Consider the following 15,021-nt stretch of genomic DNA (forward strand, 5'->3'; position numbering starts at 1 on the left):
CAGTAATTCCACATTTTATCCTACTTTTGCATCCAAATTAATTATATCTGATATCCTAATGAACACGCAGACAACTTATCTCGCCTCTAAGCCGCATTATGAAATCCTGGATGGATTGCGTGGAGTGGCAGCTGTTATGGTTGTAGCCTTCCATCTTTTCGAAGCACATGCAGGTGGCAACCATCTCACGCAAATCATTAACCATGGCTATCTTGCCGTCGACTTTTTCTTTATGCTTTCGGGCTTTGTAATCGGTTATGCCTATGATGACCGCTGGAACCGGATGAGTATCGGCACTTTCTTCAAACGCCGTGTCATCCGCCTGCATCCTATGGTAATTATAGGTAGCATTATTGGTGCGCTTTTCTTTTTCTTCCAGAAATCCCCCTGTTTTCCGAATATGGATAATGTATCGGTTGGAACTGTTCTGATAATCATGCTCTATGGTTGTACGCTGCTTCCCCTTCCTTTGAAGTGGGACATTCGCGGGTGGACGGAAATGCACCCGTTGAACGGGCCGGCATGGTCGCTCTATTATGAATATATCGGCAATATCCTGTACGCACTGTTTGTTCGTAAGTTCAACAAGGTTGCTTTGTCCATCCTTGTTTTTCTGGCAGCCTGTGCCACTTTGCATCTCTGTCTTACGGCGCCCAATGGTGATATCGTGGGCGGATGGGCATTGAATTGGGAACAGCAGTATGTGGGCTTTGTCCGTTTGCTCTATCCGTTCTTTGCAGGTTTGCTGCTTTCACGTCTGGGCTGGCTCATACGGGTAAAGAAACGCGCATTCTGGTGGTGTAGCTTGCTGATTGTGATAATTCTTTCCGTTCCCCGTATTGGCGGTGAAGATGGTTTCTGGATGAACGGACTCTACGAGGCATTTTGCATTATCTTTATCTTCCCGGTCATTGTTTCGATGGGAGCCGGTGGCAAAGTAACGGGAAAACGCTCTGTAGGTATCTGTAAGTTCCTGGGTGATATCTCATATCCCGTTTATATCACTCATTATCCGTTGATATACACATATACAGCCTGGGCATGCAACAATAATGCGACCATCACCGAAGGTCTTCCTTATATGATACTGACCTTTGTCGGAGCTTTCGTCCTTGCTTATGCCTGCCTGAAACTCTATGACGAACCGGTACGCAAATGGCTGACCAATCGTTTTCTGAAAGGAGCGCGTAAGGCGAAATAAATACATCCGGAGATATAAAAAGAAACGGGCAACCTCTCTTGCGAGAAGCTGCCCGTTCTGGTTAATACATCTGTTGGGTTCACCGGAAACCTTATTTCACTTCAATAGATTTCTTATTCTTCTGTTTTTCTTCGGCTGAGAACTTCGGTAGATTAATGTTCAGCACGCCATTTTCTACTTGTGCTGCAATCTTTTCCTTGTCCACATTGTCCGGCAATATCATGGTCTGTTGGAACTTAGAGTATGAGAATTCGCGACGCAGATAGCGACCGTCTTTCTTTTCCTCCTTGTTTTCAGTCTTCTTTTCCATGCTGATAACCAGATTGTTGTCTTCGTCGATATGAACATTGAAGTCATCTTTGGTCATTCCCGGAGCAGCCAATTCTACTTTGTACTCCTTTTCCGTTTCCAGCACGTTGATAGCCGGAGCGGTTGCATTGGCTTTTTCCATCCATTCGTTATCAAAGAAATCATTGAAGATACTTGGTAACCAATTTTGAGTTCTTCTAACAGGCATCATAATTTTAGTCTCCTATCCTTTAAGTTAAACATTCGGTTAGTTCTGAACTTCCGGTCTTGAACTGCTTTCGGGAGCCGTTTCTTAATCACTCCCATGCGGTTCTTGAACCGTCGTTCACAAACATAATCGCAAAACGTATGCCAATTGATTTTAGTTTCGCTGATTAACAAAATGTCACTAAAGTTCTGACAAAATTACTTGTTTTATGCCGTTTTGTATATTTGTTATATAAAATTGCTTTCGAATACTATGAATGTGAAATGTTTCGCCTCCGGCTTATTCGTTTCCCTGATAGTCGAAATAATCAAAGTCAGCCTGTGCCTTTGAGGAGGCGGATACGGCATACAAGCCCAATATGATACCGGTAAATCCGCCGGCAGTTTCGGTACTGAGGTAGCGCGTGTTCATTTTTGCTATTTCCTGGAATTTATTTCCGGCGGTGGAATAGCCGAATGAGTAGAACTCATTATTCCCCTTGACCTGCAGCTGCACTTTTCCTTGAGGGATATTGATTTCCTTTTCTATATGTTTCAGCTCTCCCAACTGATATCTCAGGATGATAGACTGCTGTTCCTTAGCATCCTGCCTTACAAAAAGGTCATAGTGCGAATGATTTTCCATGAATACCGTTATTCCGGCTTCGTCCTGCGGTTGTCCTTTCTGTAGTTCAACGGATGTTCCGGCTGTGAAACTGATATGTTGCTGTCTGCGGCCGATGAAAGTGGGAGAGTCCATACTGTTCAGATTGACGGAAGTTGCTTTCAATCGGAGTGTCTTACCGTTCAGGATGTAGTTCTCTTGTTTGGGATTGCGCAGATAGATCCATTCCGGTCCCAGTTTCTCGGTATTGAAGGTGGTGCGGGGAGCTTTCGATACAAAAGGTTGCTGTGGAAGAGTGGGGGCATCCATCTGTAAGGCTATGGTTCCATCTCCGTTTACCACAGGCCAGGCATTCTTATCCCATCGTACAGGTGCAATAAACGTTTCGCGCCCCAACAGATGATGCGAGCCGGTTTGCGGACGGAATGCGAGACATACCATCCACCACGAACCATCGTGAGCTTCTATCAGATCGGCATGACCGGTTCCCTGTATCGGACTGTTCTGTGCGTTTTTGTTTATATGCGTCAGGATGGGGTTGGCGGGATTACCCTCATACGGACCGTCGATATCCCGGCTACGGGCAATGGTTACCTTGTGCCCATATTCAGTACCTCCTTCGGAAATCAGCAGATAGTACCAATCATCTTTCTTATAAATATGTGGTCCTTCCGGATGGCGTCCGCCCGTACCGTTCCAGATACGTTTGGATTCACTTAACTGCTCTCCGGTCATCGGATTTATTTCGCACAGATAGATGCCTACATCCGGATTGCTGACCAAATAGCACTTCCCATTTTCAAAATAAAGGGATGGATCGATGCCTCCTTGCCTTATCCAAACAGGTTCTGACCATTCACCACGTGGATCAGTGGTGTGAACCAGGAAATTCCCCTTGTCCGAAACATTGGTAGTAATCATGTAAAACACTCCCTCATTGTAGCGGATGGTAGGGGCGTAGATTCCGCCCCATGTGCCGGCATTGGTTAACTTTACCTGTGATTCCCGCGTCAGGCAATTTCCAATCTGTTCCCAGTTGACCAGATCCTTACTATGAAACAGGGGTACTCCGGGGAAATAACAGAAACTGCTGTTGACCAGGTAATAGTCTTCGCCAACACGGCAAACACTCGGGTCAGGATGGAAGCCCGGAATGATTGGATTTTGATATCCTTGTTGAGCATATGAGAGAGTTGCCAGTCCCATCATAATAAAGATGGATAAGATGATTTTCTTCATATATGTGCCTTTTAAAATGATATTATTGCAGTTTGAAACGCATTCTCCATCGTTTGGCTTCTTCATTCCAGTCGTGGCTGATGACTTTGAAGGTTCCTACTTCAGAGGTGTTTTTTACGTGCGTTCCCAAACAAAGACATTCGTCATAATCGCCTACTTTCACTATGCGTACGGTTTCCGAAGCATCTTCCGGCAGTCGTTTCAAGTCAAAGCGTCCTTGTGCTTCTTCCTGCGTGATGAATTCTGTGGTAACATCCAATCCTTGCGCAATCACTGCATTTACAGCTTCTTCCAGTCGTTTTACATCTTCTTCGGTAGGAGCAGTTTCCAAAGCATAGTCCAGTTTACTTTTTTTTCTCTCTATATGTGCGGATATTGACCGTCCACAACCGAAAAGATTCATCATGGTACGGTTCACTATATGCTCGCAGGTGTGCATAGGTGGGTATTCCTGTTTGTTGTGATCGTTAAGTTGAATTTGTTGTTCCATATTATTTAGTAACTTTTTATTGTATTCCTATTTCTTAGCTAATCGAAAATAAAAAACATCTTTGGCTTTTTAAGATATCTGTAAGGCATATCTGATCTTCATTATTTACGTTAATGATTAATATCATTAATCTTGCCATAATAATATTTTTGCGTAAAGGTAGGGCTATATTCTGATATTGAAAAGATTTATATTGTAATTTGTGCAGACTGTATTTAATTAAGTTGTATGTATGGACGTGCTACATACGGTCGCCCGATTGTGATTGAAGACAAGGTTTGGATAGGGTATAAATTCCACGATACTACCGGGCGTTAAGATTGGTTACGGAGCCATTGTGGGAGCTGGTAGTGTGGTAACAAAGGATGTTCCTGCTATGACAATTGTGGCCGGCAATCCTGCACGGATCATCAAAAGGATATTTCCTAATTCCGTACCAACTAACAATCATTTAAAGAAGCACTTTTTAAAAGAACTTTCGGAAGTATGAAAATATTACATGACAATGTCGGGACGGAATGTAGTAAAATCGGTCTGTACCCGCTCAGGAGATAGCTGTGACACAACTTTTGTAGGGCTACACCCTTTTTTGTGGATGGTGTAGCCATCACCTTCAAAGGGTGTAGCCATCCGGGGGAAAGGGTGTAGCCCTGCTAGGAGGATGGTTTACTAATAACGGGGAGTGATGAATGTTTTTTGACAAGTAATTCCACATGCTGTCTACAGATTAGACTACGCCTGTTTTCTGGAAGGCTTGTGTACGGTCAGAAGTTCATTCAGGAAACCACTTTTTGGTATTATTTGCCATCCGTACCAGCATAAGCATTACCGGAACCTCCACAAGTACACCCACAACAGTGGCCAATGCAGCACCGGATTGTAAGCCAAAAAGAGATATGGCCACAGCCACAGCCAGTTCAAAGAAATTACTTGCACCGATCATTCCGGCCGGAGCAGCCACATTGTGGGGTAATTTCCACCATTTCGCCCATCCATAAGCGACAAAGAAAATCAGGATTGTTTGCAGGACAAGCGGGATGGCTATCAAGAGAATATGTAAGGGGTTATTCAATATTGTTTCCCCTTGAAAAGAAAACAGGATAATAAGCGTCAAAAGTAATCCTCCAACCGTATAGTTATCAAATTTACGGATAAATACATGGTTGAAGTATTCTATTCCTTTTCGTCTGATAACCCATGTCCGGGTTATCACTCCTGCTGAAAGCGGAATGACAACGAACAACAATACGGATAGAAACAGTGTATCCCACGGAATTATGACACCGCCGACACCCAATAATAAGGCAACAATAGGAGCAAAAGCAACTAATATTATCAAGTCGTTTACAGCTACCTGCACCAGCGTGTAGGCGGCGTCACCTTTTGTTAAATGACTCCATACAAAGACCATCGCCGTACAAGGAGCTGCCCCAAGCAAGACCGCACCTGCCAGATATTCTTTGGCTAAATCTTCGGGTATAAAAACCTTGAAGATGGCATAAAAGAATAAATAGGCTATTCCAAACATTGTAAAAGGCTTTATAAGCCAGTTCGTAACGCAAGTAACGATTATCCCTTTAGGGCGTTTACCCACATTCTTAACGCTCTGAAAATCTACTTTCAGCATCATGGGATAGATCATCAACCATATTAGAATTGCCACAGGTATAGAAACATTGGCGTATTCAAATTTGCTCAAGGTTTGCGGTATCACCGGAAGCCATTGGCCCACGGCAATTCCGGCAATAATACACAAGGTAACCCATAGGGTAAGATATCGTTCAAAAAATCCAATTCCTTGCTTCTTTTCCATTATACGTTTCTCCATTCTATCAGGGCTGCATTGCCCTGTGATAATTGCTCTACTTTCTTAATCCAAGCTAATTCGTTTTGCGCTTTCGCTTTCAGGAACGAATTTTTAGTCTCTGTTAATGAGAGGCAAGCATTTACCACCCACCATTTATTGTTTATCCCGGCACGTTGTAAATCCATCTGAAGGCGTTCCGCTTCGAAGACAGGGGTTGCTTCGGGTAAAGTAACAATCACTACTTCCGTCTCCTTTGAATTACGTAGGCGAGGTAACAGATTGGCTACTGCCCCCATGACTTCTCCTTGGGTACGTTCAACCTCTTTATGATAACTTTGAGTGGCGTCCAAAAGCAATAAAGTATGCCCTGTTGGTGCGGTATCAATCACAACAATCTCAGTTTCAGCCTTATCCACAATCTCGGCAAAAGCCTTGAATACTGCAATCTCTTGTGTGCAGGGAGAGCGTAAATCTTCCTCTATGTACTCCATGTCTTCAGCGGTGACTGCTTCGGCTGCTTTGCTGCGGACTTCGTTCTTGTACTTCTCTAAAACCTCAGCTTCATCAATCCGGCTTACCGTGATACCGGCTTTTATGGCAAGTTCATAATTCAGATGGTTTGCCGGATCGGTAGTTGTCAAATGCACTTTGGCACCGAGCCGGGTTAATTTTAAAGCAATTTCAGTAGCTAATGTAGTTTTGCCTACGCCACCTTTTCCCATTGTAAAAATAACCCTTTTTCCGGATGTATAAAGATCATCCACCATTTCGTCCACATCTTTGGGGGCTACCACAGGCTTATAATTTACCTCATTGGAAAGGCTGTCACTATACAGCATCCGCCGGATATTCGCTATGCTGGATAAATTGTATGATCGCAAAGGAACATGATACAACGGATAACCGGATAGTTCCGCAGGCATACTTTGCAGGGCTTTCTGTTGTCTTTCATGTAGCTGACTGGAAACGCTGTCGTTTTTATCCAACTGTTTCAAAACACCGTTTATTATTAGTATCTGATTTTTAATTCCTAATAATTGCAGTTCGTGAGAAGAACGGGCGGCTTCTTTCAATGGCGCGATTTCGGGACGACTCACCAACATTAGCCGGGTTGTGCCCGTATCGGAAAGTGTTCCAACAGCCTTTTTATAAATTTCTTTTCGTTCTTCCAATCCTGATAACTGGCCTAGACAAGATGCGCCATGAGTACTTTCACTAATGAATGTGCTCCATGCTGATGGTAGTTGCAGCATCCGTAAAGTATGCCCTGTGGGAGCAGTATCAAAGATTATATGGTCGAACTCTAATTGCTTTTGAGCATCGGTAATGAAATCCGAGAACTCATTGAAAGCAGCAATCTCAACCGTGCATGATCCTGACAGTTGTTCTTCCATGTTTTGGATAACACTTTCAGGCAATTTTCCCCTGAAAGGTGCGATCACCCTTTCCCGATATTCTGCCGCCGCCTGTTCTGGATCAAGATTGACAACTGTCAAGCCCGGTATTTCTGTAATCTCTGAACCGTGCCCGTTAAGTGATTGGTTGAAGACGTCCTGTAAGTTGGAAGCAGGGTCGGTACTGATAAGAAGTATTTTCTTACCCTTGTCTGCTAATCCCACAGCCGTAGCGCAAGCGATAGATGTTTTTCCAACCCCTCCTTTTCCTGTGAAAAAGAGATATTTTGTAAGGTCAATATCTGATAAATTAAATGCTTTCATTGTGATGTTATGTTTTTTTCTTTCAAATATTATTTTGTAGACATGAAGTCTAAATTTATGCCGGTCCATTCACTCATCTGTCGGGTGGTGGGGTAGGTTTTAGATATAGCTACTTCACCATCCACCAGGGTAATGGGCAATGCTTCTGCACCGTATTTTTGAAGATAATCATTTATGGTCTGATTGCTTACATATATCTGAGGCTCGTCCCTCAGATTATGGCGGATAACCGTTATTCCTTGTCTTTTTAATGTTTCTATAACGACAGCAATCCGCATTAATTCAGGATTGATGTTTGTTCCACACAAACCCGTAGGACAACACATCGCCGGGTCGAAAATTTCTATCTTTTTCATCTTTACTGTTGATTTGATTGTTAAAACTTACTTTATAGATAATACATGACTGCATAATAAATCCCCACCGCAATAAAGAGGATGGCGACCACTTTACGAAACCATTTCTCGAATACTTGTATTCTGTTATAGAGCTTGCCTAATCCGGCAACACTATATGCCAATACCCAGGCTACGAGGATAACAGGTAATCCGGTTGCAATCGCATAAACCACCGGTAAAAGATAGCCGCCTGTTTCTGCTGCCGACATTGGCATAAGCATGCCGAAATAGAATATTCCGCTTGTAGGGCAGAAAGCAAGGGAAAATAAGATTCCTAAGAATAGTGCACCCCAGCTTCCTTTTGTTTTTCTCTTCAGCTTATTCCCGCTAAAGTTGATTTTAGGCAAATTGAGCTTGATGATGTCGAGCATATAAACACCAATCACTATTAATAGCGGGGCAATTAGCATTTCTCCATACTTGCTTACAACCTTTTGTACGGAAAACATACTTGCACCTTCGCGGAGAATGGGAATAAGGATAAACCCAAGAACCGTATAAGTTATTATTCGGCCTAAAGTATAAAGCAAACCATTAATAAATATACAGTGGTGGTTTTCAATATCCTTGCCGATAAATCCTATCGCTGTTATATTAGTAGCTAACGGGCATGGGCTTATAGCTGTTAATATTCCAAGTATAAAAGCTGTTATGGCAGGAATGGAAGTACTGTCTAATATTGATTGAAGAAAGTCCATTGGTATCTTATTTTAGCAATTCATCAATTTTATCTTTTATACCATTCTTAAATTTGCCGGGATGACTTTTTGCATTGGCAAAACTAAACTCTGTCATATTATTGACCTTCTCCTGACCGCTCTTCCATCCATTTACAAACAAGGACGACCATGTCACTTCGTACTTATCTGCGATCGGCTCATTCTTCTTTTGAGAAATATCAATTATCCTATAGACGATTCTTCCCGATACTATTTCCTTTGAATAAAGACTGTCTAAAAGTGCTTTTGTGTTAGTTTCAATAGCCCGGCAGGTTATACATCGTTGTGCTCCATGAAAATAAAGCACTTCCACGCGGTCATTCTGCATAGTTTCGCTGTTTGCTGTTTCTGTTTTCTCTTTGGCTCCATTTCCGCAGGAAATTAAAATAATTCCTGCAATGAATACATGGAATAACTTTTTCATGGCATGTAATTATTGGGTTAGTAATTCTTTTACCTCTTTCAATGACAGCTGTTTACCTGCCGAAACGACTTTCCCGTCTATAACCAAGGCCGGAAGGCTTAATATATTATATTCGATGATTTTCAATAAATCTTCCTCTTTTACCAAAGTGGCATCACTTCCTAATTCTGCAATAGCCTGTTGGGTGGTTTCGTACAAAGTTTTGCAACTGGGGCAACCTGTACCTAATACTTTAATTTCCATTATCAGATAGCTTTAAAATGAATAATATACATAATCGTAGTTCGTAGAATAACGAACATTGTTTATAAAAAAAGGTGCTGTTTATTCACAGCACGAAGTACATTTACACTCATTGAAGAATCCGGTAAACAACTTGCGGGCAAGTTCCCAGTTTTCACGGTTAATGCAATACTTGACTTTCGGTGTTTCTATTTCACCTTGAATCAGTCCGGCATCTTTCAGCTCTTTCAGGTGTTGGGAAACTGTCGCTTTGGCTATTGGCAGTTCTTCGTGAATGTCTCCGAAGTAGCAACTTTCCTGCCTGGTTAAAAAATTAAGGATAGCCATTCTTGCAGGGTGTCCCAGTGCTTTTGCAAAGCGAGCTATCTGTTCCTGCTCTGTTGTGTACTGTTTGGTTTTCACTTTATATCTCTTTTATTTGTTGTTCGCAAAACAACGAACAATATTTGAAATAGCAAAATAAATACGGTTATTTTTTAGATTAATTAAATGAATATTTGTCTTGCGGGGATTTTAATCTCTCTGTTTTTAAAGAATCCCCTTACTAATACCCGCATGTCGGTGCTATTTACATATACATGTTGGCTATACTTACATGTACATGTAAGTATCTTCATCTTTTAAAAAAGTATCGTTTTTGGTTTAAAGATATTGTGATTTAAGTGCTATCCGCATGGGATTCTATCAAATTTTACTTATTTTTGCATAGAACTTCTTGCAGAAGTAACCTTTAACCAATCGAAACTCAGATGAAGAAAATATTCACATCCTTATATCTATTATGTTGTGTATGTATGTGTCAGCTCCATGCCGCCAACAATGTTGTAGACTCCCTCTTATCCCAACTGGATCATGTAATTCAAAACCGCCATGTATACATTGAGCAAAAAGAAAAGAAACTGAACGACCTGAGACAAGCCTTGAGACAACGCATTTCTGATGAAAATCGCTTTACCCTGTTGGGGGAATATTTGGATGAATATCGTTCCTACAACACTGACTCTTCGCTTTACATCTCACGCGAGAGATACCAGGTAGCCCTGCGACTGAAAAACAAGGAACATCAGGACAACGCCCTCATGAACACTGCCGAGATTATGGGCACGGCAGGCATGTATAAAGAAGCAGTTGACCTGATGCACAACGTACAAATCAATTATCTATCGGATGACCTGCACCCGTATTATTACCATATTTACCGTACAGTCTATGGGCTCATGGCCGATTACGCCGTTACGGAACAGGAGAAGAAACTCTATGCCGAGATCACGGATAGATACCGTGACTCCCTGTTACTGGTCAACAAAGACAATCTTTTGGTGTACACGCTGATTCAGTCCGACCAGCACAATGTGCGGGGCGAGTTCGATAAAGCTATCCAGTTATTGACCGACTATCTGGCGGGACAGATAGACAATGTGCACGATGTGGCAATCTGTGCCTACACTTTATCAGAGTCATATCGCCTGAAAGAAGACACTGAAAAAGAGAAGGAGTATTTGATTCTTTCCTCCATTGCAGACATGAAGTCCGCAGTGCGCGAATATATTTCTTTGAGGAAACTGGCTGTGTTGCTCTATCAGGAAGGAGACATAGACCGTGCCTATTCGTATCTGAAACTGTGTATGGACGATGCCGTGTTCTGCAACGCCCGGTTACGTATTCTGGAAATCCTGCAAATCTTCCCCCTCATCAACGACACTTACCAGCAAAAGGCTGAAAAACAACAGGAACAAATGAAATGGGCGTTAATCTCTATCAGCCTGCTGTCCATTTTCCTACTGATCGCAATCTTCTATGTGTATAAGCAGATGAAACGCGTAGCAGCTGCACGCCATGAAGTGATAAATGCCAACAAGCGTCTGAAAGAATTGAATGAAGAACTCCACCGCTACAATCTGCAACTGAAAGAAGCCAACCACATCATTGCCGAAAACTCCTACCTGAAAGAGGAATACATCGGCCGCTATATGGACCAGTGTTCCGTATATTTGGAAAAGATGGACAACTATCGCCGTTCGCTGGGCAAGATAGCCGCTACGGGCAAGGTAGATGAGCTATACAAAAACATCAAATCTTCTAAGTTCATAGAAGAGGAGCTGAAAGAGTTTTATGCCAATTTTGATAATACCTTCTTGCAACTGTTTCCCACTTTTGTAGAAGACTTCAACACCCTGCTTGCTGAAGGGGAGCAGATTTACCCCAAGGCCAACGAACGAATGAGTACCGAACTGCGTATCTTCGCCCTTATCCGTTTGGGAATTACCGACAGTGTGAAGATTGCCCAATTCCTGCGCTATTCTGTGACTACCATTTATAATTACCGTACCAAAGTTCGTAATAAAGCTGCGGGCGACCGTGACCAACTGGAACAGGAAGTAATGAAAATAGGTAAGTCGAGAGACTAAAACCACACTTTTAAGGCATATAAGTGTCTTTTTTACGCTTATATTTTTACTACTTTTTTGGTACAATGCATCTTTTTGATAGTGTTGATTATTAGTGTTTTATACCTTGTAAAACGTCTTAAGCTACTACTTTTTCACTCTTTTCCCCCTTATTGCTTCCTCTTATCCGATACATTTGCATTGTTCCTTCCACGGAGGGGACAAATGCATGTGAATCTATATTTTTATTACTAACTTTAAACTCTTATATTATGCAAAAGTACAAAATGCCGATCAGGCTTCGAATCATGGTTTGTCTGATAGGAATGTTACTTCCGATGTGCATGTTCGCACAGCAAATCGCAGTACAAGGTGTAGTGAAAGACCAGACCGGAGAAACCGTTATCGGGGCCAGTGTGGTGCAGAAGAACACAACGAACGGTACGATAACGGGTATTGATGGCGACTTCTCGCTGAATGTGCCTTCGGATGCCGTTATAGTAGTTTCATTCGTGGGCTATAAGTCTTTGGAAGTTCCCGTAAAAGGACAGAAACAGATTATGGTAACACTCTCGGAAGACAGTGAGATGCTGGACGAAGTGGTGGTTATCGGTTATGGAACCATGAAGAAAAGTGACCTCACCGGTGCTGTTTCCTCCTTGGGAAGCAAAGACATCAAAGATGCTCCCGTTTCTAATCTGGGACAAGCCATTCAGGGCCGCATCTCCGGTGTGCAGGTAGTGGATGCCGGAAAGCCCGGCGATAATGTATCTATCAAGATTCGTGGTCTGGGTTCCATTAACAACTGCGATCCGCTGGTGGTGATTGACGGTGTGCCTACCGACCTGGGTCTGTCTTCACTGAACATGGCGGATGTGGAACGCCTGGACGTATTGAAAGACGCATCAGCTACAGCCATTTACGGTTCGCGTGGAGCCAATGGGGTAGTGATGATCACCACCAAGCGTGGAACGGAAGGGAAAGGCAAATTGTCGGTATCGGCTAATTGTGCTTTCCAGAATGCCACGAACGTTCCTTCTTTGCTGAACGCAAGCCAGTATGCCGATTTGAGTAATGATATGATGGTGAACAGCGGTCGCAACCCGAACCCGAATTGGGCAAATCCTTCGGAACTGGGTGCAGGTACCGACTGGATGGACGAATTGCTGCGCACGGGTGTGATGCAGAACTATACGGTAAGTTATTCCGGAGGAAATGAGAAGTCTCATTATTATGTGTCCGGTGGTTTTCTCGATCAGTCGGGTACAGTGCGCAGTGTAAACTATCGCCGTTTTACGTTTCAGTCCAACAGCGACGCGCAGGTGCTGAAGTGGTTGAAGTTCTCCAATAATATCACTTTCAGTACTGATACGAAGGATTCGGGCAGCTACAATATCGGTGATGCATTGAAGGCTCTTCCCGTTCTTCCGGTGAAGAATGAAGACGGTTCATGGAGTGGTCCGGAAGGTAATTCGGAATGGTACGGTAGCATCCGCAATCCGATAGGGCCTACGCAACTGAACAAGAGTCAGACGAAAGGTTATAACTTCCTTGCCAACCTGACGGCGGAACTGACTTTTACCAAATGGTTGAAATTCAAGAGTACTTTCGGTTACGATGCCAAATTCTGGTTCATCGATAACTTCACGCCGAAATATAACTGGAAACCTATTCCGACGGAAGAAACTTCACGCTACAAGAGCGATAATAAATCATTCACTTATCTGTGGGATAACTATTTCCTGTTCGACCATACCTTTGCAGAAAAGCATCGTGTGGGAGTAATGGCGGGTTCGTCTGCACAGTGGAATGAGAATGATTACCTGAATGCGCAGAAGAACGTCTTCATGTTCGACAATGTGCATGAAATGGATAACGGTCAGGAGATGTACGCCATTGGTGGCAGTTCCAATGAATGGGCGTTGCTCTCTTACATGGCACGTATCAACTACTCTTACGAAGACCGCTATATGCTGACGGCAACTGTCCGTCGTGATGGTTCCAGTCGTTTCGGTAAAAAGAACCGCTGGGGTACTTTCCCTTCTGTATCTGCCGCATGGCGCATTTCGCAGGAAAGCTGGTTCCCGAAGAACGACGTTGTGAACGACCTGAAAATACGTGCAGGATATGGAGTGACGGGTAGCCAGGCAAGTGTCGGTAATTATAGTTACCTGGCATCTTACAATACCAGTGTATATCCATTCGGAACAACGAGCGGCAATCAGACCGCATTAGTTTCCTCTACGCTTGCCAATCCTTACATTCATTGGGAAGAGGTGGCACAGACGAATATCGGTTTTGATGCTTCCCTGTTCAATTCACGGATCGTATTCTCACTGGATGCTTATCTGAAAGAGACAAGGGATATGCTGGTAAAGGCATCCATCCCCATCACATCGGGATTTGAAGATACCACCACCACTTATACGAATGCCGGTAAAGTGCGCAATCAAGGCTTGGAAATGAGTCTGCACACTATCAACCTGACCGGAGAACTGGGTTGGGAAACGAACGTGACCGCCACGTACAATAAGAATAAGATTAAGGACTTGAACAGCGCGGTTCCTTACTATATCAACCAGATCAATAACTCGTATGTGACGATGCTGGCAAAAGACTATCCGATTAATGCCTTCTACGGCTACGTGACGGACGGCTTGTTCCAAAATCAGGCGGAAGTGGATGCGCATGCCGTGCAGCCGGGAGCTGAACCGGGCGATATCCGTTTCAGGGATTTGAACAACGACGGTGTCATCAACGACAGTGACCGCACGGTGATTGGCAATCCCAATCCCAGTTGGTTCTTCTCAATGAACAATAACTTGTCTTATAAAGGATTTGAGCTTTCCGTATTCCTTCAGGGAGTGGCCGGCAATAAGATTTATAACGCCAACAATATTGACAACGTCGGTATGGCTGCCGCATACAACCAGACGACTGACGTGCTGAACCGTTGGCGCGGGGAGGGGACAAGCTACTCCATGCCGCGTGCCGTGTTCGGTGATCCTAATCAGAACTGCCGTGTATCCGACCGCTTTGTAGAAGACGGATCTTACTTGCGTGTGAAGAACATCACACTCTCTTATACTTTCCCGAAACAATGGTTGCAGAAGTTACAGATAGAGAATGCACGCCTTTCCCTTTCCTGTGAGAATGTGGCTACCATTACCGGATATTCCGGCTTCGATCCGGAGGTGGATATCAACGGTATTGATTTATCCCGCTATCCCATTTCCCGTACATTCAGTGTAGGATTAAACTTTAACTTTTAAATA

At 43.4% G+C, this 15,021-nt stretch carries 14 protein-coding genes and 1 pseudogene; 4 read left to right on the forward strand and 11 right to left on the reverse strand.

The genetic code is table 11. The annotated features are described in order from the left end of the window. The first annotated feature begins 58 nt into the window (after nt 1-58). Nucleotides 59-1,201, forward strand: coding sequence for an acyltransferase family protein (locus K6V21_RS18605; RefSeq protein ID WP_217713146.1), 1,143 nt, complete (start codon nt 59-61; stop codon nt 1,199-1,201). Between the two features lie 91 nt (nt 1,202-1,292). On the opposite strand, the gene K6V21_RS18610 is transcribed toward K6V21_RS18605, so the two are convergent. From K6V21_RS18610 to K6V21_RS18620, 3 genes are all read right to left on the reverse strand, one after another. After that, the gene (locus K6V21_RS18610; protein WP_007214301.1) at nt 1,293-1,721 is read right to left on the reverse strand and encodes an Hsp20/alpha crystallin family protein; all 429 of its coding nucleotides are present in this window, start codon (nt 1,719-1,721) and stop codon (nt 1,293-1,295) included. Between the two features lie 276 nt (nt 1,722-1,997). Beyond that, entirely contained in the window at nt 1,998-3,560 is a 1,563-nt protein-coding gene (locus K6V21_RS18615) for a glycoside hydrolase family 43 protein (RefSeq protein WP_224319506.1), read from the reverse strand. Nucleotides 3,561-3,582: 22 nt separating this feature from the next. Continuing rightward, nucleotides 3,583-4,050 (reverse strand): hypothetical protein, encoded by a 468-nt coding sequence (locus K6V21_RS18620; RefSeq protein WP_007218603.1) that lies wholly within the window; start codon nt 4,048-4,050, stop codon nt 3,583-3,585. A gap of 286 nt (nt 4,051-4,336) precedes the next feature. Between K6V21_RS18620 and K6V21_RS18625 the strand changes: the two are divergent. After that, nucleotides 4,337-4,540 (forward strand): annotated as a pseudogene (locus K6V21_RS18625) (sugar O-acetyltransferase); the annotation flags it as partial. 5 nt (nt 4,541-4,545) lie between these two features. On the opposite strand, the gene K6V21_RS26695 reads toward K6V21_RS18625, so the two are convergent. The 8 genes from K6V21_RS26695 to K6V21_RS18660 form a co-directional block, all read right to left on the reverse strand. Continuing rightward, nucleotides 4,546-4,680, reverse strand: coding sequence for a hypothetical protein (locus tag K6V21_RS26695; RefSeq protein WP_262903762.1), 135 nt, complete (start codon nt 4,678-4,680; stop codon nt 4,546-4,548). A gap of 142 nt (nt 4,681-4,822) precedes the next feature. Then, entirely contained in the window at nt 4,823-5,863 is a 1,041-nt protein-coding gene (gene arsB / locus K6V21_RS18630) for an ACR3 family arsenite efflux transporter (protein WP_224322064.1), read from the reverse strand. Continuing rightward, the gene (gene arsA, locus K6V21_RS18635) at nt 5,863-7,575 is read right to left on the reverse strand and encodes an arsenical pump-driving ATPase (RefSeq protein ID WP_224319507.1); all 1,713 of its coding nucleotides are present in this window, start codon (nt 7,573-7,575) and stop codon (nt 5,863-5,865) included. Before arsA ends, arsB begins: the two co-directional genes overlap by 1 nt. Before the next feature lie 29 nt (nt 7,576-7,604). Beyond that, entirely contained in the window at nt 7,605-7,931 is a 327-nt protein-coding gene (gene arsD, locus K6V21_RS18640; protein ID WP_217713143.1) for an arsenite efflux transporter metallochaperone ArsD, read from the reverse strand. A 32-nt stretch (nt 7,932-7,963) separates the two neighbouring features. Continuing rightward, complete coding sequence (locus K6V21_RS18645) at nt 7,964-8,671, reverse strand: aromatic aminobenezylarsenical efflux permease ArsG family transporter (RefSeq protein WP_224319508.1); 708 nt, start codon at nt 8,669-8,671, stop codon at nt 7,964-7,966. 7 nt (nt 8,672-8,678) lie between these two features. Beyond that, on the reverse strand, nt 8,679-9,116 hold the full coding sequence (locus K6V21_RS18650; RefSeq protein WP_224319509.1) for a nitrophenyl compound nitroreductase subunit ArsF family protein: 438 nt from the start codon (nt 9,114-9,116) through the stop codon (nt 8,679-8,681). Between the two features lie 9 nt (nt 9,117-9,125). Further along, nucleotides 9,126-9,359, reverse strand: a complete 234-nt coding sequence (locus K6V21_RS18655) for a thioredoxin family protein (RefSeq protein WP_007218596.1) — start codon at nt 9,357-9,359, stop codon at nt 9,126-9,128. A gap of 81 nt (nt 9,360-9,440) precedes the next feature. Beyond that, nucleotides 9,441-9,761 (reverse strand): ArsR/SmtB family transcription factor, encoded by a 321-nt coding sequence (locus K6V21_RS18660; RefSeq protein ID WP_224319510.1) that lies wholly within the window; start codon nt 9,759-9,761, stop codon nt 9,441-9,443. Between the two features lie 347 nt (nt 9,762-10,108). On the opposite strand from K6V21_RS18660, the gene K6V21_RS18665 reads away from it, so the two are divergent. Beyond that, nucleotides 10,109-11,767 carry a DUF6377 domain-containing protein gene (locus K6V21_RS18665; RefSeq protein WP_224319511.1) on the forward strand — a complete coding sequence of 553 codons (1,659 nt, stop codon included), beginning with the start codon at nt 10,109-10,111 and terminating at the stop codon, nt 11,765-11,767. A 251-nt stretch (nt 11,768-12,018) separates the two neighbouring features. After that, nucleotides 12,019-15,018 (forward strand): SusC/RagA family TonB-linked outer membrane protein, encoded by a 3,000-nt coding sequence (locus K6V21_RS18670; RefSeq protein WP_217713140.1) that lies wholly within the window; start codon nt 12,019-12,021, stop codon nt 15,016-15,018. Nucleotides 15,019-15,021 lie beyond the last annotated feature (3 nt).

Origin of the sequence: Bacteroides cellulosilyticus (genome assembly GCF_020091405.1) — a bacterium.
Taxonomy (GTDB): domain Bacteria; phylum Bacteroidota; class Bacteroidia; order Bacteroidales; family Bacteroidaceae; genus Bacteroides.

Coding starts and splice junctions, on each gene's coding strand:
- arsB (WP_224322064.1), bottom strand. CDS start 5,863: ATGGAAAAGAAGCAAGGAATTGGATTTTTTGAACGATATCTTACCCTA.
- K6V21_RS18670 (WP_217713140.1), top strand. CDS start 12,019: ATGCAAAAGTACAAAATGCCGATCAGGCTTCGAATCATGGTTTGTCTG.
- K6V21_RS26695 (WP_262903762.1), bottom strand. CDS start 4,680: ATGGCTACACCCTTTGAAGGTGATGGCTACACCATCCACAAAAAAGGG.
- arsD (WP_217713143.1), bottom strand. CDS start 7,931: ATGAAAAAGATAGAAATTTTCGACCCGGCGATGTGTTGTCCTACGGGT.
- K6V21_RS18610 (WP_007214301.1), bottom strand. CDS start 1,721: ATGATGCCTGTTAGAAGAACTCAAAATTGGTTACCAAGTATCTTCAAT.
- K6V21_RS18665 (WP_224319511.1), top strand. CDS start 10,109: ATGAAGAAAATATTCACATCCTTATATCTATTATGTTGTGTATGTATG.
- K6V21_RS18650 (WP_224319509.1), bottom strand. CDS start 9,116: ATGAAAAAGTTATTCCATGTATTCATTGCAGGAATTATTTTAATTTCC.
- K6V21_RS18605 (WP_217713146.1), top strand. CDS start 59: ATGAACACGCAGACAACTTATCTCGCCTCTAAGCCGCATTATGAAATC.
- K6V21_RS18645 (WP_224319508.1), bottom strand. CDS start 8,671: ATGGACTTTCTTCAATCAATATTAGACAGTACTTCCATTCCTGCCATA.
- K6V21_RS18620 (WP_007218603.1), bottom strand. CDS start 4,050: ATGGAACAACAAATTCAACTTAACGATCACAACAAACAGGAATACCCA.
- K6V21_RS18655 (WP_007218596.1), bottom strand. CDS start 9,359: ATGGAAATTAAAGTATTAGGTACAGGTTGCCCCAGTTGCAAAACTTTG.
- arsA (WP_224319507.1), bottom strand. CDS start 7,575: ATGAAAGCATTTAATTTATCAGATATTGACCTTACAAAATATCTCTTT.
- K6V21_RS18615 (WP_224319506.1), bottom strand. CDS start 3,560: ATGAAGAAAATCATCTTATCCATCTTTATTATGATGGGACTGGCAACT.